Here is a 24,047-nt window from a genome sequence, read left to right as displayed (position 1 = left end):
GGTCACTTGTTCGCTGCATCGACAAACGATGTGTCGATCATGCTGTCGGCGGAAACGTCCTGGGTCACGAGGCCGGCTGTTTTGGCCGCCTTCAGAACGTCGGCGAAGGTCTTGGTCTTGAAGTCACCGGCAAAGGCCTTGGCTGCTTCGGCAGAGCTGTAGTATTGGACACCGTCGAAAGCCGTTTTCAGATCATCCGGGGAGGCGCCTACGGCCTTCGAGATGATGGTGCGGTCCTCCTCGGTATTGGCCTTGTAGTCGGCCAGAGCCATGTCCCAGGCCTTGATCATGGCCAGAACCTGCCCAGGCTTCTGCTTCAGCACCTCCTCGCGAACGACGAGAACGTCGGAGACTAGGCCCGGATCCTTGCCGGCTTCAAAAAGCAGCTTGATATTCTTGTCCTGGGCCAGCGCCGTTGAAATGTAGGGCTCGTAGGTGACCGCGACGGGAACACGGCCTGCAATCAGTGCCGTTCCAGCATCAGCTGCCGGCATCGGCACGCGGACGATATCGTCGATCGTCATACCGTTGCTGGCAAGCGCGTAGTTCAGCAGGATGTCGCTTGTCGTGCCTTCCTCGAAGGCGATGTTCTTACCCTTGAGGTCAGCGACGCTCTTGATGTCGCTTCCGGCCAGGATCGCGTCCGCCTTCAGGCTGAAATCAAGAAGCGAGACGATCTTCACCGGCAGGCCGGCGGCAACCATGGCCATGGCCGTATGCGTGGCGATATTGGCAGCGTCGAGCTGACCGCTGGCAAGTGCCGCGTTGATGTCCTTGTCTTCGCTGAAGTTGACAAGTTCGACATCCTCAAGGCCTGCTTTCTTGAACAAGTCCTTGCTGGCGGCGACGTGCCATTGACCGTAACCGAGCCAGGGCTCGATGCCGATCTTGAAGGTACCCGGCTCCGGTTTGGACGGGATTTGATCCTGGGCGTTAGCCTGCGCACTGGCAAGAATGCCGACGATCCCGAGCGCGATCGCTGCGCGGGAAAACTGCTTGCTGATGGATTTGTAGTTCATTGGGAACCCCTCTTTTGATGATTTTAACGGATCACAAAGCTTGCATCTTCTTAGGTTTGACGCCCGACCATCAAGCTCTTGGTGGCGGACATTGCGTACTTGTCTCCTTTCGCCGGCGTTAGCGGTTACTGTTTGAGTATGAGGTGCGAGCCACGTTCCTTTAAGTCGGCGATGGAGCTCACGCCCATCAAAGCCAAGGTAATCGAGATCTCCCGGCGTAATGTCTCGATCGCACGGTCGACGCCGGCCTGGCCTTTAGCTGCGAGACCGTAGGTATAGGCCCGACCCAACATGACACCATCGGCGCCCATTCCAAGTGCCTTGACAATATCGCTTCCCCTTCGCACGCCCCCGTCGAGCATCAGCGTGAAATCCGGTCCGACTGCGGCCCGGATGTCGGGAAGCGCTGCAATCGTGCTCATGGCGCCATCGAGTTGGCGACCGCCATGGTTCGAGACCACAATGCCGTCGACGCCGATCGCCTGTGCCTTTTTGGCATCCTCAGGTGAAAGGATGCCCTTAATAATCAGTTTGCCTTTCCACCGGTCGCGCAATGCCTCGATGTCCTTCCATGCGAGCCTTTTGTCGATGCGCCTGGAAAGATTGGCGGCCTGTTCGAGCGCTCCCCTCCCGAAGTCGGTGCGATGCTCGACCGCCCGAACGGAGGGCATGCCGCCGCGACCGATATCGAACAACCAGCCAGGCTTCCGGCATAGACTGGCGAACAGTCGAGGTGTGACACGCGTAAGAGATCGGAAGCCGTTTCGCACATCACGTTCGCGGATGGCGGTGATGGCCGTATCGACGGTCACGTACAGCGCCTCGACACCGGCCTCTTCCGCAGCGCTTAGAAACTCCTCGCAAAGCGCGCGGTCGTCGAGCACGTAAAGCTGAAAATGTAGCACACCGTCTGTCGCCTGCCGGAGGTCTGCCAGCGACGCGATCGAGAAGGTCGAAAGGCAGAAGGGGATGCCGGCAGCGTGAGCGGCACAGGCTGCCTTTTGTTCTCCGTTTCTCGCGTAAAGGCCAAGAAAGCCGACCGGCCCCAGCATGAATGGAAGAGGATGGCGTCGCCCGAGGTATTCGGTCGCCAGATCAGGCTCGGCATAGTTGCCGAGGACGTTCTGACGCAGTTGCAAAAGCGAGAAATCGTCCCTGTTTCGACGATAGGTTTCCTCCGCAAAGGAGCCGCCGTCGATGTAGTCAAAGAAGAGCTTCGGCAATCGCTTGCGAGCGGCCAGCCGGAGGTCATCGATATTGACGATCGTCACGATCTACCCCTCCGGATCTATCGTTGCGAGGAAGCGGGTCATCAGGTCCTCGCCCTCATCAGGCTCCGAGCCGACCATCATGGCCACAGAAAGCCCGATCAGGGAGGATGTCGGATTGTGGCTTGTCGCACCTGCGCGCAGGTTCATGACAAGCGTCGGGCATAGGAAAAGCCCGAGCCGGACAACTTTTCGCCAGTCTTGAGGAAGCATGTCGCGCTGTTTGAGGGCGGCAAGCAATGGCTTCCACATTGCTTCGGCCTTCGTTTCCAAAAGCGCCTTGCGAACCGGGGTCAGCTTCCAATCGAAATCCGCAAAGAGACGGCCGTTCTCGTAGTTGGCTGTGGCCTTGAATTTCTGTTCGGCAAGAGCCGGATCGTAGAGCCAGTAGGGATGGGCGAGGATATTGTGGAAGGTCGTCTTCACCTCCGCCAGAAGCGTCGGGATGTGCTCGCCGGCAAAGGCTGGGTCAAAGAAGGACAGGCTCGCGCGCCCTTCGCGCCGTTCGAACCAGACATTGGCGTTATGAGCGTCGCCGTGTGCCGTCACCCCGCCACTATCGGCCAGACGGACAGGGTTCAGTCTTTCATGCGCGGCGTCGAAAAGTTGGCCGAGAGTTTCGCTATACTCGATGCCATTGATGACAAAGCGGGCTTTCGAGAGCGAATCCCAGGAAAGCGTGACGCCTGGAAAGTCAAATGTCTTGCCGACATAAAAACTCTCCAGCCGCCCTCCAGGGTAGGTCCCTTTCGGGGCTGTCACCAGTCGATCGCGGAACAGGCGATGAACCGGCTCCTTCATGACCGCATCTGGAGTGACAGGATGCAACGTCCTCAGATAGACCGATAGGACGGTCTCATTGAGCCGGCGCTCCGCATCCACGGCCTGGCGTGCCATTTGCTCATCATGAAGCCCGTCGAGGGTACGCAGAGCATCGGAAAAGCGCGGATCGGTCCTGCGCCTGTAGACGAGGATCTGCTCGCCTGGAAGGGTCGACATCATAAGCGGCTGATCTACCGGCAGGCCGGCCTTGGCAAGAATGTCGGCGCGATAGTACTCACCGCTCATCTCCTCCTCGTTTTCCTCCTGATGGAATTTGAAGAAGTAGGGCTTTCCGTCGGCCTCGAAGAAGCCATTCAGTGAATTGAGGCTGTATTGATCGTGGTTGATCGCCAGATCGCGTGCGTCGACCCCAAACAGATCTCGCAACAGGTCGGCAAGAAGAGCTTCGGCACTGCCGTCGCCCCTCTTGGCATTTTCCCGTATGGCTGCCGTCCGACTGTTGGGCTGCCCCATGCTCTCTCACTCCTGCAATGACGCGAAGGTTTTCATTTTTTGGGCGGTAAGTATCTGCTGCCAAGCGAATAGCGGCTGCCGACATAGGTGAAGGTATTGACCGTTGCGATCGCCTGCCCCGTCCACGTTTTTCGGTTGAGGACCAGGCAGCTATCGCGCTCACGAATGTGCAGGAGGCGTGCATGTCTCTCCGTCGCCGGGATGGCGCTGATGAGATGCTCGACTTCGGTTAGGGGTGTGCTGTGCTGAAGGTAATCGTAGGTGCCGATGGACGTAAAATCCTGATCGAGATAGTTCTTTACCAGCTCTGTATTGACATAGCGCTCCTCCAGCTGAACAGGGACGCCATTCTCGTAGTGAACGACCATCGAGTGATCGACGGGGCAAAGCTTTCTGAACTCGAACGCGTCCAATAGCATTTGATCCGGCCGCTCGATCCGCTCGAGCAGGATCACCTCCGCGCGGTGTTGGCTTCCACGCGCCTTGATCTCGCTGATGATGTTGCTGATCTCGATGAGTGTCGACTGTGCTTTGGGAGGCGAGACGAACGTCCCGACCCCCTGGACCCTGCGCAGATAGCCTTCGGCGGTCAGTTCACGAAGCGCGCGATGGACCGTCATGCGAGAAACGCCGAGCGAAGACGTCAACTCGTGCTCGGACGGAAGCTTCTCGTTCTGTGGCCAGTTGCCGTTCCCGATATTGTCGAGCACGAAGTCCTTGACCTTTTCGTAGAGCGGCAGCGCGGTGTTTGAAAGGCCGGGCAATTTCTATCTCCGTCTCACGCCGAGGCGTGTGCTCGATCAATCGGCTATTCGAATGATCGTCTTTATTTTGGTTGAACGACCATCGATCAGTCGGTGGTATGCATCAGGAATTCCGTCGAGTGAGTTCAGGATCTCGCTAAATTGCAGAAGTGCAGGCTGCAGCTTTGGCAACATCGCGATGGCATCGGCGAGTTCGTCTTCAAAGGCATGGCAGCCAATCAGGGAAATCTCACGCTCGACGAGGACATTGGGATCCAGATCCAGTTTCCCATGACTAATACCCACAAGAGCGAAGGCGCCGCCCCCGTCCAGAAGTTCGATGCCTTGCGCGATGGCTTTTGTACTTCCCGTTGCATCCACCGCGTAACGCAGTCGCGCGTCGCCGAGTGCGGTTCTTGCTTGCGACTTATCCAGTGCGACCACCGATCCTCCGCAAATTGCGGCCACCATCTCGGCACGGCTGCCATTCAAATCCGCAAACAACAACTTTCCATCGTGGAGATGTGAAAGCAGCAAACCGCAGAGACCGCCTATCGTCCCGCAGCCGACTAGGAGAATCGCCTCGCCTTGGGGTGGGTTAAGCCGTCGTATCGCATGAAGGGCGACAGCCAAAGGTTCGGCCATGGCCGCCACTGCAGGATCAAGTGACGGCTCGTGTTTGAAAACCAGACGAGCGGGTAGTTGGGCCTGCTCCGCAAATCCTCCGTCGCATACCTCGCCGACGAAACCGAGATGTTCGCAGATATTGGTGCGGCCTGATCTGCATGGTTCGCATTGGCCACAGTAAAAGCGGGAGTCAGCTGCGACGAGGTCACCGATCGCGAGACCTTCGACACCCTCACCAAGCGCGGAAACGCGCCCGCAAAACTCGTGTCCAGCGGTGGATGGGCGCCTGCTGATCCATTGACCGGTTCGGTAGTTGTGAACGTCCGAGCCGCAGATGCCCGCGGCGCGAACGTCGATCGTCACGTAGCCCGCGGGCGGCGACAGAGGTTTGTCGACTTCCTCGACCCTGAGATCAAACGCGTCGTAAAGCCGAACCGCCTTCATCCTGTCAGCCTCGCTTTGGCAGATAGTTGTCGCGGACCGCCGAGACTGCGTGCGCGTGGGATGAGAAGCCTTCATATTCCGCCAGCTTGTGGGCACGCTTCGCAAACTCGGGATAGGCCGACGCTGTCACGTAGCCGATCGAGCTGCGCTTCACAAAATCGGTCACCGACAGCGGGCCGAACGTGCGCGCCCAGCGGCTCGTCGGCAGCACGGCATTTGGACCGAGGCAGAAATTGGCGATGCTGACAGGCGTATGCGGACCCATGAGGATTTCTGCAGCCTCGGTGATCTTTCCGAGATGGGCGAAGGGATCCTGCGAGAGGATTTCGAGATGCTCCGGCGCGTAGGCGTTGACGAAATCGTAGCTTTCCTCGATCGAGGAGGTGAGGATGATCCCACCGCATTTGCCTGAAAGGACAGCGCTCGAAAACTGAACCCGCTGTTCGGTCATACGTGCCCAATGCTCCGGCAGCGCGGCGAGGGCCTCCTCGGCCACGCGGCGGCTATGGGTCACGAGATAGGCGGAAGAGTCGGGACCATGCTCGGCCTCGATCAGGAGATCGAGCGCGGCAAGGCCGCCATGGACAGTGTCGTCCGCGAAAATGATCGCTTCCGAAGGGCCAGCAGGCAGGCCTGTGTCGATGATACCTGACAGGCTCCGCTTGGCTGCGACCACCCAAGGGCTTCCCGGTCCAACGATCTTCAGTGCCGGCTTGATCGTTTCCGTCCCGTAGGCAACAGCTGCGACTGCCTGAGCGCCTCCTACCTTGTAGACAGTTTCCACACCGGCCAGACGCGCTGCCACCAGCGTTGCGGCGTCCACGCTACCGTCCGGGGCAGGCGGAGTGACGATCGCCAGATTGGGAACACCTGCCACGACGGCCGGGACGGAGGTCATCATCGTGACCGACGGAAACGAACCTTTGCCGCGTGGAACGTAAAGCGCGGCGGACTTGATCGGGGTGAAGCGGTCGCCGGCAAAGGCGCCTGGCTTGATCTCCTTCAGCCACATGGCTTCAGGCTTCTGCTCTTCATGAAAATTGCGAATATTCTCAATGCCGAAGGTGATGGCCTCGATCACATCCTCGCTAACGAGCTTGAAAGCCGCATCGAATTCCGCCTCCGTTGCTTTGATCGTTGCTTCTGTAATATTTGCCTTGTCGAGGTCGCGGCCGAAGCGGGCAACGGCGCGGTCACCCTCGGTGCGCACGGCCTCAAGGATTGGTGCCACCTTCTCGATGAAGCCCGAGATGTCTGTTTCGGACCGTCGCAAGAGTGCGGCCTGCTCATCCGGTCCAAGATTGGAATATTCATGAAAGGTGACGTCGGTCATTGCTCATACCCTTATTGGCGCACAGAGGCGCTGACAGCCGCTGTCGTCCGCGCCCTGCCGGCGCGACGATATATCGTCCCTACAGGTCATGCGGAAACGCACCGCAAGTCGGTGGCAACCGGGCAATACCCTGCAAGCTGTTCGTGCGAGGATGCCGGATATGGTTATCCGGCAAATTCCCAGGAAGTCGAAGACTTCGTTCCCGTTTTATTGTCTAGAGTTGTCTATACATCTATAGACAATATGATCATTCCCGTGCTGTCAAGCGTCAATTTCCGTTTCTATATCGATGCCAGAAAGCCGCCGTCGACAGGAATGCATTGGCCAGTAATGTAGGCCGATGCGCCACTTGCAAGGAAGACGACGGCGCCGCCGATGTCGGAACCATCACCGAACCGCTTCTGTGGGATCTTGTCGAGCATTTTCGCAGACCAGCCCTTGTCCTGATAAAACCCTTCGGTCATCGCTGTTCGGAAATAGCCCGGAGCCACCGCATTTACGCGGATCCCTAGCGGCGCCCATTCCGCCGAAAGCGCGCGCGTCATACCCAGCAGTCCCGACTTCGAGGAGCCGTAGGGCACAGCGGTCGGGATACCGACGTAGGACGTGAGGGAGCAGAGATTGATTATGCTTCCACCGTGGGGTCGGCGCGACATCCGGCGTGCTGCGGCCTGCGACCAGAAGAACGCGCCCTTGAGGTTGGTGCCGATGATCTTGTCCCAGATCTGTTCATCGACCTCGAGCGAGGGAGAAGTCTGTTCGTAGCCGGCATTGTTGACAAGGATGTCGACAGCGCCAGTGATGTTTTCGAACTTGCTTAGCGTCTCGTCGATGGACGAGATGTCTGTCACATCCTGGGCGCTCGTGATGCAGGTCCTGTTAAGGGCCTCAATCATCTCTTTGGTTTCGCTCAGCGAATTTTGATCGCGTGCCGTAACGCAGACATCGGCACCCGCTTCGGCAAGCGCCAGCGCAATCCATTGGCCCAGGCCGCGGCTGGCACCGGTTACAACTGCCACTCTTCCTGCCAGATCGAACATCTTATTGGCCATGATGATCCCCTTGCTTCTGCAGGATAGAACCATCGTTCAAGAACGATGTCTATACATGCATTGACAAAGAGGCATTCCCATTCGTGCCAGAAAGACGCATGCCCCGCCTAGTAAGCGTAGGCGGCATCCTAACCCTACAATGTTGTCAGGTCGCTCTTTCCGCCAGTCGCTCCCTGCGCATGTAGGCCCAGTCAACAAGTTCGGCCATCGAGGGTCCCAGGGCTTTGCCCATCTCGGTCAGCTCGTATTCCACCTTCGGCGGCACCTGAGGATACACGGTACGGGTCACGATTCCGTCCTTTTCCAGTTCCTTCAGTTGCTGGATGAGCATCTTCTGGTTCACGCCTGCGCAGCGCCGTTCGAGTTCGGAAAAGCGAAGAGCCTCTTTCGCTCCGAACAGTTGGCAGATGATCACGATCTTCCACTTGCCTTCCAGCACACGCAGGGCGTCCGTAGTCGCTTCCGCCCATTTGAGATGCTGTTGCGGGTCTCCGCACTTCCAGTCACGATCCGCTGCCATACTTACCTTTTGGTGGGTAACCCACTTATCAGTCAGTTCTTGTTGATACTGCAGTATCTACTATCTTGTGGTGCAGAACAACAGGAGCATCAGCATGAAAATCGGCATAATTGGCATTGGCAACATCGGCGGCACCATAGCTCGCAAACTCGCGTCTGCGGGGCATGAGGTCAGGGTGGCCAACTCCAAAGGCGCGGTCGCTGTGCGGCCCTTTGCGGAGGAGATCGGAGCTACGGCGACCGACACGAACGGAGCTATCTCCGGAGCGGATTTGGTCATCATGTCCATCCCGCTTCCCGCTATCGAAAGGCTGCCGAAAAACCTCTTCAAAGACGTCCCCGCGAGCGTGCCGGTCGTTGATACCAGCAACTACTATCCGGGGCTGCGCGATCCGCAGATTGCCGACCTTGATGCAGGCGAGGCCGAAAGCGTGTGGGTCTCCAAACAAATCGGCCGTCCCGTCATCAAGGCGTTCAACAACATCCTTGCGCATTCTCTGGCGGAACTGGGTCAACCTGAAGGGACGGACGGTCGGCTGGCCGTAGCGGTCGCCGGAGATGATGACGCAGCGAAGCAGCTTGTTATGGGGATCGTGAACGAGGTCGGATTCGACCCGGTTGATGGCGGTACGCTTGAAGAGTCCTGGCGCCAGCAACCCTCGACGCCTGGCTATTGCTGCGATTACGATGCAGTCGCCATGCGCAGGGCACTCAATGCGGCGGTAAAGGGTGAAGCACCCAAGAAACGTGAACAGCTCACGAGCAAAATGGCAACTCTCGGCCCGAGCCCCACCCATGATGATGTCGTGGCGATGAATCGCTCCCTCAACCCACTAACCTGAGGTGGCACCATGTCAAAAGTCGTGTCAGAAAACCCGTAGGAGGATCATATCCGCCGGGTCCGCCAAGATGATGGTTACGTTTTGCAATGGAGCGTCGAGTATCTCCACGGAAGAAGGCAATCGATCCGCCTTTGCTCATGGCCTTTAGCGATGGCGGTGAGGGTGCTGGTTAAATACGCAAGCGGATCGACGTCATTTAAGTTGCTCGTCTCGATGAGCGAGGCGATGGTCGCCCAGTTGTCCGCTCCCGCGTCATGCCCGGCAAAAGTGCGTTCTTGTGGTTGAGGGCAATCGGCCGAATGGTCCTGTCGACGCTGTTGTTGTCGATCTCGATGCGACCGTCCAGACCCTTCCCAATATTTGGCGTCCGGACCAGGTCACCGAACCCAGCGATAGTCTTTAGGTGATGCCATCACCGCGCGCAATGCGCCTGACTTCGCCAGCGGCTGCGTCGAGGATGCCTTGCGACAAATTCTCATCCTGCAAGATGCGCGACAGCGTGACGGCGCCCACCATCAGAGACAGTATCGCCATCGCCTTGCCGCTGGGATTTGAGCTCTTGGCGTCGTCCATCAGCTCATCCAGCACCTCAAAGTGAGCGAGGATACCATCCTCAAATGGACGCCTGACCTCTTCACTCTGCCGCGCCGCGTCCGATCCCAACGCCACTAGAGGGCAACCGTCACCCTTTTCTCCAAGATGTCCGGGTGAGAGGTAGAACTCCATGACTGCTTCGAGGGGATCGGAACTTGTCGCAGCCGCCGTCGACCATCTGCGTGTAGCGCTTTCCAGCGCGCGCCTGGACGCCTGGGCTGCAAGATCGTCCTTGGACGAGAACTGCTTATAGAACCCACCTTGTGTAAGGCCCGCCCCCTTCATCAGATCTTTGAGGCCAATACCGTCGAAGCCGTGCTCTCGAAACAGACGGCTTGCGACGTTGATCACCGTTTCCCGGTTCTCCTCGGCCTGTGCCCGGCTCACTCTCATACTGATCTCCGATTAGATTTCATTTGACATCTATAACGCAATTAGATTTAGATCGCAATCTAAATCATCCGGATCGCTGGTCAAGAAGAGAACTTAAGATGAAACGCAAACATGTCCTGACTCTCGTGGGCCTCGCGGCAGCGGCGGGTGCCGGTGCCTATTTCGTGGTTTTCGGAACCCCTAAGTCGGAGGCAGAGGCTGCGGACCCAAGGACTGCCTCGCCACTGGTCAGGGTGGCAGAGGCGACAAGGACTGAAACGGCAGAGCGATCTTTTACCGGCACGGTTGCTTCGCGAGTACAGAGCAATCTGGGCTTTCGGGTTCCGGGCAAGATCGTTCAGCGGATGGTCGATGTGGGCCAGCAGGTCAAGCAAGGCCAGGCTCTGATGCGCATCGATGAAACCGATCTTCAGCTTGCTCTGACGGCGAAGCGCAATACGGTTACCGCAGCGCGTGCTGTCCTGATCCAAGCACAAGCAGACGAGAAACGGTATGCGGCGCTGGTCAAAAATGGATTGGCCGCCACCCCGCAGCGTTATGAACAAGCGAAAGCGGCCCTCGATACGGCCTCGGCACAGCTTGCCGCGGCTGAAGCGGACGCCGAGGTTGCGGAAAACGCCGCCTCCTATAGCGTTCTTCTTGCAGACTCGGATGGAACGGTCGTCGATACGCTCGGAGACCCGGGACAGGTGGTGTCAGCGGGACAAACGGTGGTTCAACTGGCGCAGGCGGGGCCGCGTGAAGCCGTTGTCTGGCTACCGGAAACCCTGCGGCCCGAGACAGGATCCGAAGCGCAAGCCAGTGTCTATGGAGGCGAGGGTCTAAGTGGAAAAGCCCTTTTGCGACAGATTTCCGATTCTGCCGACCTGCAAACCCGGACCTACGAGGCGCGGTATGTTCTCGAAGGCGCCGCTGCCTCTGCCCCGCTTGGTTCGACGGTGACGATCAAAATATTCGACGCGAACCGGCGATCGGAGGTCGCCGTACCAGTCGGTGCCATCCTGGACGACGGCAGCCGGACAGGTGTGTGGGTTGTCAACGGGGCCACATCGACCGTGAACTTCAAGCCTGTCGAGATCAAGCGGATCGGCGAGGAAATGGCATTTGTCACCGGAATAGGGGTTGGTCAGCAGGTTGTCGCTCTGGGCGCGCATCTACTGGAAAATGGCGCGACCGTCAGGACGGCTGCGCAGCAAGAGGTGACAAAGTAATGAGCTTCAATCTTTCCGCCATCGCGGTTCGCGAACGCGCCGTTACATTATTCTTTATTGTCCTGTTGGCCGCCGCCGGGGTCTATGCCTTTGTCAAATTGGGCCGCGCCGAGGATCCCTCCTTCACCATCAAGACCCTGACGGTAACCTCAGTTTGGCCGGGCGCCACCGCGCGTGAAATGCAGGATCTTGTCGCAGAGCCACTCGAGAAGCGTATCCAGGAACTCACCTGGTATGACCGCGTCGAAACAACGACGCGGCCTGGCTACGCATTCCTTACAGTCACACTCAAGGATAATACTCCGGCGTCCGCAGTTGAAGAGGAGTTCTACCAAGCGCGCAAGAAGCTCGGCGACGAGGCTCGAAATCTTCCGCCCGGCGTCATGGGTCCCTTTGTCAATGATGAATATTCCGACGTGAGCTTCGGCCTTTACGCATTGAAGGCGAAGGGGATGCCGATGCGGGACCTCGTTCGGCAGGCGGAGGTCATCCGCCAGGATCTGCTGCATGTTCCGGGCGTCAAGAAAATCAACATCCTCGGGGAGCGCCCCGAAGAGATATTCGTCGAATTTTCCTATGCCAAGCTCGCGACACTTGGAATATCGGCGCAGGATGTTGCCGCAGCCTTGCAGAGGCAGAACACGGTGACGCCCGCAGGCTCGATCGACACGCGCGGGCCACAGGTCTTCATCCGTTTCGACGGAGCCTATAATAGCGTACAGGCAATTGCCGACACGCCGATCGTAGCAGGTGGACGAACGGTGAAACTCTCCGATCTGGCGGATGTACGGCGTGGCTATGAGGATCCGGCCACTTACGTCATCCGTCACAATGGCGAACCGGTTTTGATGTTGGGCGCCGTAATGCAGCAGGGCTGGAATGGCCTTGACCTCGGCAAGGCGCTTGAAGCCCGGTCCGCCGCGATCGCGCAGACACTGCCGTTGGGCATGACCCTTACAAAAGTTAGCGATCAGGCCGTCAATATCGACGAGGCGGTCGGTGAATTCATGCTGAAGTTCGCCATGGCGCTTGGCGTCGTGCTGTTCGTGAGCCTTGTCGCACTCGGCTGGCGCGTTGGCATTGTCGTGGCACTCGCCGTGCCGCTGACGCTCGCCGTCGTCTTCCTCATCATGCTGGAAACCGGTCGGTTCTTCGACCGCATCACACTCGGCGCGCTCATTCTTGCGCTGGGCCTTCTCGTGGATGACGCCATCATCGCCATTGAGGTTATGGTGGTGAAGATGGAGGAGGGCATGGATCGCATTAAGGCGGCCGCTTATGCCTGGAGCCACACGGCGGCACCGATGCTGTCCGGCACACTCGTCACAATCATCGGACTGATGCCCGTTGGTTTCGCCAAGTCGACTGCAGGTGAATATGCCGGCAACATCTTCTGGGTCGTGGGATTTGCCCTGATCGTTTCCTGGATCGTCGCGGTGACTTTTACGCCCTACCTCGGCGTGAAGATGCTGCCTGACATCAAACCGGTGGAAGGTGGACACCACGCCATCTACGATACGCCGAACTATCGCCGCTTGCGCTCATTCATCGCGTTTGCGGTTCGCCATAAGTTCATGACCTGCGCCGTGGTCGGCGTGACGATGGCTGTCTCGGTCGTCGGGATGGGAGGGGTAAAACAACAGTTTTTCCCGACATCAGACCGGCCTGAGGTTCTCGTCGAAGTTCGCATGCCTGAAGGTACGAGCATTCAAACCACGACGGCCGCGGTGGAGAAGGTCGAAGACTGGTTGCAGGCCCAGCCGGAAACAAAAATCGTCACCAGCTATGTAGGGCAGGGCGCTCCCCGCTTCTTCTTTGCCATGGCGCCCGAGTTGCCCGACCCCGCCTTCGCCAAGGTTGTCGTGCTGACGCCCGATGCGCATGCACGAGAAGAGCTAAAGCATCGCCTTCGCGCCGCAATCTCTGACGGCCTTGTTCCAGAGGCATCCGTACGCGTCACGCAGCTCGTATTCGGTCCCTATACGCCGTTCCCGGTCGAGTTTCGGATCATGGGACCGGATCAGGAGGAACTCTATAAGATTTCCGAGCAAGCTCTGGCAATTATGAAAACTGTGCCCGATGTCCGTCAGGCCAATCGCGATTGGGGCAATCGAACGCCTGTGTTGCGCTTTGTCCCTGATCAGGAGCGGCTCAATCTGATCGGTCTTTCACCGTCCGAGGCAGCCCAGCAGATGCAGTTGCTGCTGAGCGGCATCCCTGTCACGCAGGTGCGCGACAACATCCGCAACGTGCCCGTCGTCGCACGCAGTGCTGGCGAGAACCGCCTCGATCCATCACGCCTTGCCGACTTTTCGCTGATGAGCCGGAATGGTCGCCAGGTTCCCCTCGATCAGATCGGGCATTCCGAAATCCGGTTCGAGGAACCGATCCTGAAACGGCGCGATCGGACACCGGTCATTACGATCAGGTCGGATATCAACGAGGCGACGCAGCCGCCGGAGGTCTCCCAGCAGGTGATGAAGGCCCTTCAGCCGCTTATCGCATCGCTTCCAGTGGGATATCGCATTGAGATGGGCGGCAACATCGAAGAATCGCTCAAGGCCAATGTCGCACTTGTTCAAGTCTTCCCGTTGATGATCGCGGCCATGTTGATTGTCATCATCCTCCAGGTACGCAGCCTTTCGACGATGACGATGGTCATGTTGACCGCGCCTCTTGGACTTGCAGGCGTGGTCCCAGCGCTGCTTCTGTTCAATCAACCCTTTGGATTCAACGCCATTCTCGGTTTGATAGGACTGGCCGGCATCCTCATGCGCAACACGCTGATCCTGACGGAGCAGATCAAGGAGAACCAGGCTGCAGGTCTCGACGACTATCACGCTGTCATTGAAGCAACCGTCCAGCGGACTCGTCCTGTCATCTTGACCGCGCTCGCAGCCGTACTGGCCTTTATACCGCTGACGCATTCGGTGTTCTGGGGATCGATGGCCTATACGCTGATTGGCGGAACGGCAGCCGGGACCGTGATGATACTGCTCTTCCTTCCAGCCCTTTACGCGGTGTGGTTCCGGATCAAGCCTGCAAAAGAAGAGAGCCACGAGGAAGCCATTGAGCGTCTCGAACCGCCGATAGCACTGGCTGCGGAGTAGGAATGTTGTGCCCGACCCGACGAGCCCTCCGCACCCGTACAGAAACGCATACCGATCTCTGGCGGGAGCGAATCCTCGATGTGGCGGAAGAACACTTTCGGCGCATCGGGTACAAAAAGACATCGGTAGCCGACATAGCATCCCACCTCGGGATGAGTAGCGCCAATATATATCGCTTTTTTCCTTCAAGGGCGGCGATCAACACGGCGATTTGTGGTCGCATCATCGGACAAACAATGCGGTCTGCAGCTTCGATTGCACAGATGGAGGGGCCGGCTTACGAGAAGCTGGTAGAACTTTTCAATCAGCTTCACAGGGAACGGAAAAACACCTTCCTGCACGAGAAGCCGGTTCATGATCTGGTTGTCGCCGCAACGGCACAGAACTGGGCGATCATCGGTGCGCATAATAAGCATCTCGTGGCGATCATCGAGGCGATTGTAAATGATGGGATCGACACAGGCGCGTTTCGTGTTGATGCGGCGAAGGCCGCCCGATCTCTGATGAACGCCCTCATGCCCTTCTACCACCCTGTTCTCATAGAGCAGGGGGTCCGAGACGGCGTAGATACCGAAGAAGGTCTGCGTGATCAGATCCACTTTATTCTGAAAGCAATCGATGCGTGAAGCGCTCGAATATCTCCATTCGCCATCAACCCCGAGGGAATCAAACATGGGGGGTCAGGTCCAGTTAATTGACAGGAAAACGAATGCAACACAGTGCTGACACGGGAACGCAAATCTCCGTCGTGGAAAAAATTGATGGCGCTCCCGGAAAACGTGCCCTGATCACCGGTGCGTCAAGTGGCCTTGGCCTCGAATTTGCTGAACTGCTCGCGGCGCAAAAAGTCAATCTCGTACTCGCGGCCCGGCGCAGGGAGCCAATGGAGAAGCTCGCTGCCGAACTTCGGCGGAAGCATGATGTCGATATCGTTGTCGAGCCAATCGATCTTGCCGCTCCAGGCGCTGCTGCCCGTTTGAAGACCAGCCTGGATGAGAAGTCGCTACAGATCGACATCCTGGTGAACAATGCCGGATACGGGTTGCACGGCGATTTTCTCGAAACACCGATCGAGCGCACCACCGATATGATCCAGCTCAACATCACGGCGCTCACCGAACTGAGCTATGCTTTCGGACGTGACATGGCCGCCCGGGGATCGGGCCAGATCCTTCTCGTGGCAAGTCTCCTTGCGCTTCAGCCGGTTCCCAGCTTTGCTGCTTACGCTGCGACGAAGTCTTATGTACTGGCGTTTGGAGAAGCCCTGCACGAAGAGCTCCGTCGGCAAGGCGTGGTCGTCACCAGCCTTTGCCCAGGGCACACCGAAACGGGTTTCGATACAGCTGCCGGGGCTCCGGTCTCACCCATACTGCGCCTTTTGACAATGAAGCCCCGTCCAGTCGCCGAAAGCGGCCTTCGAGCACTCTCTCAGGGGAAAGCGTCCGTGATCGCCGGGTTCATGAATAACGTCGTTGCCTTTTCAAATCGCTTGACGCCACGTTCGATGCAGCGAGCCACCATGAAAAGAATTCTGGGGCCATAGAATGATCATTGTTGCCGCCCCATACCGATATCCGGACAGGCCGGTTTCCAATCCCCAGCGTGCAATGCTTCATCGACATGGCATCTACCGCCGCAGCGGTCCCTTCAGTCGATTAATGCATCCAGAATACCCTGGCGATCATCAATGGGTATCGACAAGAGGAAGAAAGGCTCGCAGCATATCGCCGTTCCATATAACGATGCGCGTGCCGCTGATCTTCGATCAGGATGACTATCCCCCGTGGCCGAGTTCTTGAAGTAGGTTACAGTAAGATACGACCGCGGAATTCGATCCGCATTTGATCGCCAAGGAGCGGAGCTAGAGTGGTGTCGCTTCCTTGATCAACGAGTAGTCGTGGCTAGGAACCGATAGACTCCCAAACCTTGCGAGGACCTATGGTACAGCCCAGTGTCAAACCTACCGCCCACTCCGCGCTACCCATCGTCAATTGGGTCCGCGGCTACCAGCATGACTGGCTGTCGCATGATGTATTCGCCGGTGTCGCGCTCTGGGCGGTCATGGTTCCTGAAGGAATGGCTTACGCCGGTATCGTCGGTGTCCCGCCGATCATGGGACTTTACACGATAGTCCCGGCACTCCTTGCCTACGCACTTCTCGGTAGCTCATGCCAGCTTGTTGTCGGACCCGATACGGCGACCGGTTTGCTCTCTGCGTTGACCGTTGGTGCCATCGCGACCCAGGGGACGGCGGATTTCAATTCGCTGACGTCAACACTGGCGGTGCTGATCGGCTTTCTCTTCCTGATCTTTGGTTTCATGCGGATGGGGTGGATCGCCAGCTTTATTCCTGCGCCGGTTATGCGGGGGTTCATAGAAGGTCTCGTCTACGTGACGATCATCGGCCAAGTGCCTCATCTGCTTGGTATCGAAGGCGGATCGGGGAACTTTTTCGACAAGCTCTCCAACATCTTGGCACACCTGCCGGACGTCCATGTTGCGCCTGCCGCAACCGGTCTGCTTTCGCTCGCTACCATGTTATTGCTTCGCCGTCTGGTGCCGCTCGTACCGGCAGCTCTCGTCGTCATGGCCGTTGCCACGATCGCCATCGGCGTGCTTGGCGGAGAGGCTTTCGGCGTGCATGTAGCGGGCCACATCCCCTCAGGCTTGCCAAGTCTGGCCCAGCCAAACCTTGATCCAGCAATATGGTTGCAACTTGCGCCAGGCGCGCTTGCGATCGTGATGGTCGGATACGCGGAAGCTCTTGGGGCGGCCAAGGCGGCCGCACTGGAAAGCGGCGCCGAGATTGACCCGAACCAGGAACTCATCGCACACGGACCCGCGAACATGTTAAGCGGGCTTTTCGGCGGTTTCCTCGTAGTGGGCAGCCTCTCCAAGACATCGGTGGCAATGGCAGCAGGCGCACGAAGCCAAGCAGCTAACCTGGTCGCCGCTGCGCTCTGCTTCCTAACGCTGATTTTCTTGACCCCGCTTTTCCGCACGATGCCGCAACCGGCGCTAGCGGCCGTTGTCATCGCGGCAATGCTGCATCTGTCGAAGCCAAGCTACTTACGGCAGCTGTTCTTGCGCAGCCGCTGGTCTTTCGCGAACGTTCTCATTGTCATTGCGGGTGAGTTGATCCTTGGCGTGCCACAGGGCATCGCGCTTGGAGTCGTGCTATCTCTCCTGACGCTTATCTATCTCGTAAGCCACCCACTCAGCGCCGAACTTGGTCAAGTCCCAGGGGTCGAGGCCTATCGGGATGTGGAACGCCATCCAGACGCAAGGACGTTTGACAGGCTCTTGATATGGAGAGCTGGCGGTGACCTTTTCTTCGCGACCATCGGACGAATGGCCGGCATGTTGAAAGAAGCTCTGAGCGCACGACCCGAGGTCAGATGCGCGCTGCTCGACTTTAGCTCGGTAAACTTTATCGACGTGACTGCAGTGGACGGGCTTTCTGTCCTTATCAAGGACCTTCGGAGCGTGGGCGTCACCGTCGCATTCTCCCACGTTCGGGACCCCGTACGAGATGCCATGCGGCTTGCCGGGATTGAGGAATTGGTGGGACCGGGCAGGTTCTACGAACGGACAACGGACGGAGTGAATGCATGGCTGGAGGAAAGCAATTCCTTGGCTGGCTAAGTTACGGCATGGGATAGAAAGATGCAGATTTGCCACATGCAGCGTTTCTCACGAATGGAACCTATACAAGTCTGGTATGCCAGCACAGACAGCATGACCGTGTGACCAGCAGCCCCGATGGCCATGGCATCTTTCGTCGAAAGCGATTCGATGAGCTTGACGAGGCAGTCGCCGTTTAACCTGGCTCTGTGCGCATATCCGCCGTGATGGGTCTGACTCAGACCCCAACTTTGGCAACCACCTGGCCGAGCGAGGCAGCGGGCGACCAAAGCCGATCCGGCCAGCAGTATCTCAGCCCCTTGGCGGCGCCCCGCTGGTGCACCAGCGTGCTGATGGGCGCCGATGATGATGGGCTCATCGATCACATATTCGAAGTCTGGATCGTGCGAGATAGCGGCGAACGTGCGCCACGAGATACCCTTCCGGCTCCCGCTGCTGAAACGGCGGAAGACATTGTTACACTCGCCGAATCATTCCGGCGGGTCGCGACAGGGCGAGCCGGTACGCACCAAAGCACTGCTTCCACAAACATGCGGTTGTCGCGGCCGGACGAACTGCGTGTGCGGCAGCTTTGAATCTGATTTGCTCATGGCAGACCGTCTTGCAAATAACCTGCGACGTGAGTTGGAATTAGCCAGATCACATCTCGTTCAAAAAATGTTGCGCTGCAATATGGTGTGGAGCTCTTTTTTTCGGAGTTCCTTTCCCTTTATCTACGCTTGCGAAAAGATCGCTTCTGCAACCCGCCGGATGAGCGACAACCTCCCAACCCGATGTCCGGCTAGAAAGAGGATCCGAATATGGGTGATCTCCTGAAAGGTATCTCCAATTTTCGCGGCGCCGTGTTTCCTGGTCACTCGGCGCTTTACCGCAAGTTGGCTCGCGAAGGCCAGCAACCACATGCCTTGATGATATCTTGTGCTGACAGCCGCGTAATGCCGGAAACGATAACGCAGTCCGGTCCCGGCGATCTCTTCGTTTGCCGCAATGCAGGCAATATTGTTCCGCCCTTTTCGACCCTCAATGGTGGCGTCTCGTCGGCTATCGAATACGCTATCCTCGCGTTAGGTGTCAGCGACATTGTCGTTTGCGGTCACTCCGATTGCGGGGCGATGAAAGGGCTGTGCCGGCCGGAAATGCTGGAACCGATGCCGAATGTCGCAGCCTGGCTGCGGCACAGTCACGCCGCCTTTTCGATTGTTTGCCAAGCCTATCCCGACAACCTTTCCGAAGCCGAACGCGTGCGTGCAGTGGGCATGGAAAACGTCGTTGTTCAGCTCGACCACTTAAAGACGCATCCGTCCGTGGCTGCAAAGCTCGCGACCAACGAGATCACCCTGCATGGCTGGTTCTTCGACATCGAGACGGGCGAGGTCCAAGTCTATGACGGGGCTTTGGCAAGTTTTACCGAGGTGCAGGAGGGTGAGGCGCTGCCAGTCGCCTTCACAGGGCGAAATCACCCGCATGTCATGCCGCGGGTTTCTGCAACGCTTGCCGGGGAATAGTGACATCATGAAAAACAGCTCTGCATTTTCGCGCGACCTGGCTTCGTCTCTGGTCGTTTTTCTTGTCGCCATTCCGCTCTGCCTGGGCATCGCCGTCGCCTCCGGGGTACCCGTGGCCATGGGACTTGTCTCCGGTATCATAGGTGGCCTCGTTGTCGGGCTTCTGGCGGGCTCGCCTCTTCAGGTCTCAGGCCCTGCCGCTGGTCTTACCGTCATCGTCTTCGGCTTCGTCGACCAGTATGGAATTGCCCTGCTGGGGCCGGTCCTGCTCGTCGTCGGTCTCCTGCAGATCATAGCGGGTTTCCTCCGGATCGGCTCTTGGTTCAGAGCAATTTCGCCAGCCGTGGTTCATGGTATGTTGGCCGGCATCGGCATTTTGATCATCCTCGGGCAGGTCCATGTTCTGATGGGCTCAAAGCCCGCGGCGGGAGGCATCGAGAATGTCACCGCTTTCGACGAGAGCGTCGGCAGACTATCGGGCGCCAGCGTGACCAACGAGGCCGTCGCACTGCTGGTTGGTCTCATCGCTCTCCTCGCGATGGTCTGCTGGGAGAAATTTCGCCCCAAATCGCTGCCACTCGTTCCTGGGGCGCTTGTCGGGGTTGCAGCCGCCACGGTCCTGACCACCGCGCTCGACCTCCCAATTGCCCACGTATCTGTGCCTACCTCACTCCTTGAGAGTATATCGCTGCCGACCGCTGAGAATTTTGCCAACTTGGTGCAGCCCGGCGTCATCTTGGCGACCCTGATGATTGCCGTCATTGCGAGCGCCGAAACACTTCTTTCGGCAGCGGCAGTCGATCGGATGCATGACGGCGGACGCACGCGCTTCAATAAGGAGCTGTTTGCCCAGGGCGTCGGCAACGGACTGTGTGGCCTGCTCGGTGCATTACCTATCACGGGTGTCATTGTCCGGTCATCGGCCAATATTCAGGCGGGGGCACGCACGCGAATCTCGGCAGTATTGCATGGCCTATGGATCCTGGGCCTGGTGGCGCTTTTGCCGGATCTTCTGGAAATGATACCGTTGACGGCGCTCGCCGCTGTCCTGATTGTCACCGGCTGGCGGCTGATCAGCCTTCATCATGTGCGCCACCTGTTCGAACACCATGGTCTCATGCCGGTCGGAATCTGGGCCGTCACAGTGGCGATGGTCGTCCTGCAGGACTTGCTGGTTGGTGTGGCGCTCGGACTTGCGCTGTCGATCCTCGAAGTTCTTCCCTATCTGCGCCGAAAGCAGGCGATCCGGCATTCCGAAGTCAACGGCGAAATACATGTTCGGCTGCGCGGAGCGGTCACCTGCAAGGACGTGCCAGCGCTACTTAATACGCTCGAAGGGCTGCCTGAAGGTCGTAAAGTCAGTATCATCGGCAGTCACCTGCATTACATTGATCACACGAGCGCGGAGACCATCAGCGAATGGCTCCGGCGCGAGACGAAATCCGGTCGAACGGTTGAGATCCACCCGCCCCAGGCAGCGCGTCATCCCCGCCTCAAGCCGCTATTTGAGCGATTCTCCGCCGAAGCCGCCTGATCGTCTTCGGGCGGGCGATTGCGTTTAAACGAGCAGGCCTGCTGTGTAATGTTGCAGAAAGATGAAGGCTCTTGAGCAGGGAACCGGGACCTTCTTCAGGCCCACGAGATCTTGCGCGAGATGTATGCTCATTTCACGAAGGCGGACCTCGACCGCCCATTGAAGCGATGATCGTTCATCGACGAACAGTGTTCGGGGTCGAGCCGATCTGCAGGCTACTGCCGATCGGCTCGTCAATCTGGTGTGAGACTTCAATGAGGACGGTAGCGGTATTCTTGGTGCCGTTAAAATGCGCTGAGGGTCAGCACGGCCGAGAACACCAGCAGGGTTGCGGATCCGCATCGCCGGGCCAGCAACGGCATTTGTTTTTCACTTCCCAGAACAATTCTGCCTGTCGACAGCCAGATCGAGGATGTAAAAAGGACGACGAAGGCGAGGGTCGCGGTGGCGGCTATCCCAGACACATCCTGCGCGGGGGCATCATCGTGAGCCCGATGATAAGTGCCTTGTGGCTTGGCCGAACGAATGGGAAGGGGTGCCTAGAGTTCGAGTCCACTCAAAAGCATAACGGCTCCAACACCGCACCACCAGGTAGCGGCCGTTGGCGCCTGAGAAACGGCTTGCCCTCGCTGCACGCCTTCTCTATTCGTCCAAAATGCCTCCTCCACCCATGACGAAACGCTTCCTTGTCAAAAGGAGCGCCAGCGTGACGGGGCGAAGTCCCTGCCCATCGACGCCGACGTCGTACTGGCGGGGAAGAGGCTTCAATCTGCCATGCGAGTGGCCATGCAGATTGATCGACTTCTTGCCCATCTGGTTCCAGGTTCGAAAAGCGTAATGGCACAGGATAAGATGACGTTCCTCGTGGCGGAGTTCCGCGTAATGCTGCACGCTTTCCCAGCCCGGCGAATTCGTGGTCGTCGCCGGGTCATTGTTGCCGATGATCAGGTGCTTTCGACCGTTCAACCTGGCAAGCAGCTCGGTACAATCGCCCGCTCTTGCCGACATGAAGTCTCCCAGGTGCCAAACCTCGTCGTCAGGCCCGACCGTTTCGTTCCAAGTGCGGATCAGGGCGTCATCGTGTTCGACCACGTCGGAGAATGGACGTCTGTCGAGGCGAAGGACACGCGGGTCGCCGAAATGAGTATCGCCGGTAAAATGGATCATGTGCAATAACTGGCGTCTGGCGTTCGAACGTCGATGCGAGGGTGCTTCATGAACAATACGGGCGCCCTACACGACTTCGAGCGGAAGCAATGGTGGGACGGGAAACTCGATGGCAATAGCGTCGCCGGGAACGACGACTCCGCCCTTGAGCACGATCGTCATGACGCCGGTCTTCCGAATGAGTTCGCCGTTCGGTCCTCTGCCGAGGACGGCTTTGAGAAGTCCCGGCTGGAGGTTGTCGATCTGCGAGCAGGGATTGCGCAGCCCCGTGACCTGAAGCTCGACGTTCGCACCGAGCTTCAGAACCGTTCCGCGCGGGAGCGCCAGAAGGTCGACGCCGCGGGTGGTAATGTTTTCGCCCAGGTCGGCCGGACCAACCTTGAAACCTTGATCGGCAAGCTCGTCCAAAAGCTCCGCCTGGATCAGATGAACCTGTCGCAGGTTCGGCTGACTGGGATCGGCCCGGATCCGGGAGCGGTGCTTGACGGTCACGCCCAGGTGCGCGTCGCCCTCGACGCCGAGACCCGCGAGGATGTGGATCTCATTCATCTGCCTCTTCGAAAACCGATGTTTATCATCCGTCGCGACTGCGATCACCTGTCCGCGGTCCATGCGATCCTCCTCAAATTTCACCGAGACGTTTCCATACCTTCATGTGCATCGCCGGGGAAGCCATGGCAGAATTCCTCCTGAAAATCCGGGGTCACGCTGCGGACCAAAGCCGATTCATCAGCCACGAGTCATCTTCACCAGGGACCGCACATCGATACGTTGAAGGTCAGGGCGAGGAATTTCCAGGAACCTGAATGTGAAACAGGCTTGTGCTCCTGGGCGCCAGGACAGCGAATATGGGGTGGGTTCACCGAAGAAGGCCGTCGACGTTGAATTCTTCCCAGCCGCGCAGCTTCGTCGCTGCATCGTCCGGATGTCGTTCGATCGTCTTAGAAGACTTGCCAGCATTCTTCAGAGATCGCGTCAGCTTCGCCTTGTATGCTGCCCTGCGTCGGTTCTCCGCGGTCGCCGCCAAATCCTCCTCCCGCCATTCATCGACGACGCCCCGATTGAGAAGGTCTTCCACGACGCGCGGGTCGAACACGTGGAAGGTGATCTTTCGTGCTCGACCGCGCAGTTTCACGGTGCGCGTGCCAGCGCTCGGCAGACGGCCGTCCTTGAGCCAGCGATGACGCTCGCTCGTCTTGATCGACAGGATATCCTGGATCTCGCGCGGGATTACAGGCATGCTTTCGATGTCTTCCAGCGCAGTGGCGACAACCGACGCCGCGCCATGGAATTCTGCCTTGGCACTTGCAGGCATCGCCAGCGTGAGTTCTCCTTGCTCGATATCCAGCGACTTTTTCGAAGCGATCGGCAACCGCGCCCGCAGCTCGAGGAGAATTCCCTTGACGCGGACCGAAGATCCCAGGGTCGCTGATGGCGGCAGCACCCACGTCCTGACCAGCTCCACATCGTTCTTTTCGTGTTTCGGCATGAACCCTAGATGGGATAAGCAGTGTTCCACGTCAACGAGTAGTATCACCAGGATAAGCCAACATCGGGATCGTCGTCGAAGCCATTGGGGGTGGCGATAGACTTCTTTCGCGAGCTCGGCCTCGAACTCGAAGGCCGCGCGACGATCGAGGGCGAATGGGCTGGTCGCGTCACTGGTCTGGGCGACCACCCACGATCGGTGGGTCGTAGGTGCGCTGGTAGGCATGCCATACCGCCTGCAGCGGTAGGTCGGTGGA

General features: G+C 58.3%; 20 protein-coding genes, 4 pseudogenes and 1 other annotated feature. Of the genes and pseudogenes, 10 read left to right on the top strand and 14 right to left on the bottom strand.

Annotated elements, in window-relative coordinates:
* Positions 1–2: 2 nt before the first annotated feature.
* The 8 genes from BS629_RS19240 to BS629_RS19205 form a co-directional block, all read right to left on the bottom strand.
* Positions 3–1,019, bottom strand: a complete 1,017-nt coding sequence (locus tag BS629_RS19240; protein WP_018245233.1) for an ABC transporter substrate-binding protein — start codon at positions 1,017–1,019, stop codon at positions 3–5.
* Positions 1,020–1,144: 125 nt separating this feature from the next.
* Positions 1,145–2,290 (bottom strand): alpha-hydroxy acid oxidase, encoded by a 1,146-nt coding sequence (locus BS629_RS19235; RefSeq protein WP_077988348.1) that lies wholly within the window; start codon positions 2,288–2,290, stop codon positions 1,145–1,147.
* Positions 2,291–2,293: 3 nt separating this feature from the next.
* Positions 2,294–3,583 carry a hypothetical protein gene (locus BS629_RS19230; protein WP_018245231.1) on the bottom strand — a complete coding sequence of 430 codons (1,290 nt, stop codon included), beginning with the start codon at positions 3,581–3,583 and terminating at the stop codon, positions 2,294–2,296.
* Positions 3,584–3,615: 32 nt separating this feature from the next.
* Positions 3,616–4,347 carry a histidine utilization transcriptional repressor HutC gene (hutC, locus tag BS629_RS19225; protein ID WP_018245230.1) on the bottom strand — a complete coding sequence of 244 codons (732 nt, stop codon included), beginning with the start codon at positions 4,345–4,347 and terminating at the stop codon, positions 3,616–3,618.
* Between the two features lie 36 nt (positions 4,348–4,383).
* A complete protein-coding gene (locus tag BS629_RS19220; protein WP_018245229.1) occupies positions 4,384–5,397 on the bottom strand; it encodes a zinc-dependent alcohol dehydrogenase in 1,014 nt (337 codons plus the stop codon).
* Positions 5,398–5,401: 4 nt separating this feature from the next.
* On the bottom strand, positions 5,402–6,730 hold the full coding sequence (gene hisD, locus BS629_RS19215; protein WP_018245228.1) for a histidinol dehydrogenase: 1,329 nt from the start codon (positions 6,728–6,730) through the stop codon (positions 5,402–5,404).
* Between the two features lie 281 nt (positions 6,731–7,011).
* A complete protein-coding gene (locus BS629_RS19210; protein WP_018245227.1) occupies positions 7,012–7,782 on the bottom strand; it encodes an SDR family NAD(P)-dependent oxidoreductase in 771 nt (256 codons plus the stop codon).
* Between the two features lie 145 nt (positions 7,783–7,927).
* On the bottom strand, positions 7,928–8,302 hold the full coding sequence (locus BS629_RS19205) for a winged helix-turn-helix transcriptional regulator (RefSeq protein ID WP_018517409.1): 375 nt from the start codon (positions 8,300–8,302) through the stop codon (positions 7,928–7,930).
* A 94-nt stretch (positions 8,303–8,396) separates the two neighbouring features.
* Here BS629_RS19205 and BS629_RS19200 point away from each other — a divergent pair, with 94 nt between their 5' ends.
* Complete coding sequence (locus BS629_RS19200) at positions 8,397–9,143, top strand: NADPH-dependent F420 reductase (RefSeq protein WP_018245225.1); 747 nt, start codon at positions 8,397–8,399, stop codon at positions 9,141–9,143.
* 74 nt (positions 9,144–9,217) lie between these two features.
* Here BS629_RS19200 and BS629_RS19195 read toward each other — a convergent pair.
* A pseudogene (locus BS629_RS19195) lies at positions 9,218–9,486 on the bottom strand (transposase domain-containing protein); the annotation flags it as partial.
* A 56-nt stretch (positions 9,487–9,542) separates the two neighbouring features.
* Complete coding sequence (locus BS629_RS19190) at positions 9,543–10,130, bottom strand: TetR/AcrR family transcriptional regulator (RefSeq protein WP_018245223.1); 588 nt, start codon at positions 10,128–10,130, stop codon at positions 9,543–9,545.
* A gap of 98 nt (positions 10,131–10,228) precedes the next feature.
* Between BS629_RS19190 and BS629_RS19185 the strand changes: the two genes are divergently transcribed.
* The 5 genes from BS629_RS19185 to BS629_RS19165 all read left to right on the top strand — a co-directional run bounded on the left by BS629_RS19185 (position 10,229) and on the right by BS629_RS19165 (position 18,096).
* Positions 10,229–11,341 carry an efflux RND transporter periplasmic adaptor subunit gene (locus tag BS629_RS19185; protein ID WP_018245222.1) on the top strand — a complete coding sequence of 371 codons (1,113 nt, stop codon included), beginning with the start codon at positions 10,229–10,231 and terminating at the stop codon, positions 11,339–11,341.
* Positions 11,341–14,451, top strand: a complete 3,111-nt coding sequence (locus tag BS629_RS19180) for an efflux RND transporter permease subunit (RefSeq protein WP_018245221.1) — start codon at positions 11,341–11,343, stop codon at positions 14,449–14,451. The genes BS629_RS19185 and BS629_RS19180 overlap by 1 nt, the downstream gene beginning before the upstream one ends.
* Before the next feature lie 2 nt (positions 14,452–14,453).
* The gene (locus tag BS629_RS19175) at positions 14,454–15,077 is read left to right on the top strand and encodes a TetR/AcrR family transcriptional regulator (protein ID WP_018245220.1); all 624 of its coding nucleotides are present in this window, start codon (positions 14,454–14,456) and stop codon (positions 15,075–15,077) included.
* Between the two features lie 83 nt (positions 15,078–15,160).
* On the top strand, positions 15,161–15,994 hold the full coding sequence (locus BS629_RS19170) for an SDR family NAD(P)-dependent oxidoreductase (RefSeq protein ID WP_018245219.1): 834 nt from the start codon (positions 15,161–15,163) through the stop codon (positions 15,992–15,994).
* Between the two features lie 395 nt (positions 15,995–16,389).
* Positions 16,390–18,096 (top strand): SulP family inorganic anion transporter, encoded by a 1,707-nt coding sequence (locus BS629_RS19165; protein WP_018245218.1) that lies wholly within the window; start codon positions 16,390–16,392, stop codon positions 18,094–18,096.
* Positions 18,097–18,386: 290 nt separating this feature from the next.
* On the opposite strand, the pseudogene BS629_RS39260 reads toward BS629_RS19165, so the two are convergent.
* Positions 18,387–18,661 (bottom strand): annotated as a pseudogene (locus tag BS629_RS39260) (IS5/IS1182 family transposase); the annotation flags it as partial.
* Positions 18,662–18,896: 235 nt separating this feature from the next.
* Here BS629_RS39260 and BS629_RS19155 point away from each other — a divergent pair.
* The 3 genes and pseudogenes from BS629_RS19155 to BS629_RS39815 all read left to right on the top strand — a co-directional run.
* Positions 18,897–19,601, top strand: coding sequence for a carbonic anhydrase (locus tag BS629_RS19155; RefSeq protein WP_026188655.1), 705 nt, complete (start codon positions 18,897–18,899; stop codon positions 19,599–19,601).
* 7 nt (positions 19,602–19,608) lie between these two features.
* Complete coding sequence (locus BS629_RS19150; protein WP_018245215.1) at positions 19,609–21,135, top strand: SulP family inorganic anion transporter; 1,527 nt, start codon at positions 19,609–19,611, stop codon at positions 21,133–21,135.
* A 26-nt stretch (positions 21,136–21,161) separates the two neighbouring features.
* Positions 21,162–21,377, top strand: a pseudogene (locus BS629_RS39815) (IS3 family transposase); the annotation flags it as partial.
* Positions 21,261–21,368: a sequence feature (AL1L pseudoknot), on the top strand. It overlaps the preceding pseudogene by 108 nt.
* 400 nt (positions 21,378–21,777) lie before the next feature.
* Here the strand turns inward: BS629_RS39815 and BS629_RS19140 are convergent.
* The 3 genes from BS629_RS19140 to BS629_RS19130 form a co-directional block, all read right to left on the bottom strand.
* A complete protein-coding gene (locus tag BS629_RS19140) occupies positions 21,778–22,302 on the bottom strand; it encodes a metallophosphoesterase family protein (protein ID WP_018245214.1) in 525 nt (174 codons plus the stop codon).
* Positions 22,303–22,368: 66 nt separating this feature from the next.
* Complete coding sequence (locus tag BS629_RS19135) at positions 22,369–22,914, bottom strand: MOSC domain-containing protein (protein ID WP_018245213.1); 546 nt, start codon at positions 22,912–22,914, stop codon at positions 22,369–22,371.
* Between the two features lie 247 nt (positions 22,915–23,161).
* Positions 23,162–23,791: a hypothetical protein gene (locus BS629_RS19130; RefSeq protein ID WP_018245212.1), complete on the bottom strand. Its 630-nt coding sequence runs from the start codon at positions 23,789–23,791 to the stop codon at positions 23,162–23,164.
* 62 nt (positions 23,792–23,853) lie between these two features.
* Here BS629_RS19130 and BS629_RS39805 point away from each other — a divergent pair.
* A pseudogene (locus BS629_RS39805) lies at positions 23,854–23,977 on the top strand (VOC family protein); the annotation flags it as partial.
* Positions 23,978–24,047: the final 70 nt, after the last annotated feature.

Origin of the sequence: Rhizobium leguminosarum bv. viciae USDA 2370, from assembly GCF_002008365.1 — a bacterium.
In the GTDB taxonomy this organism is placed as follows: domain Bacteria; phylum Pseudomonadota; class Alphaproteobacteria; order Rhizobiales; family Rhizobiaceae; genus Rhizobium; species Rhizobium leguminosarum.
The sequence above is the reverse complement of the archived record's forward strand: the minus strand, read 5'-3'. Positions and strand labels throughout refer to the sequence as shown.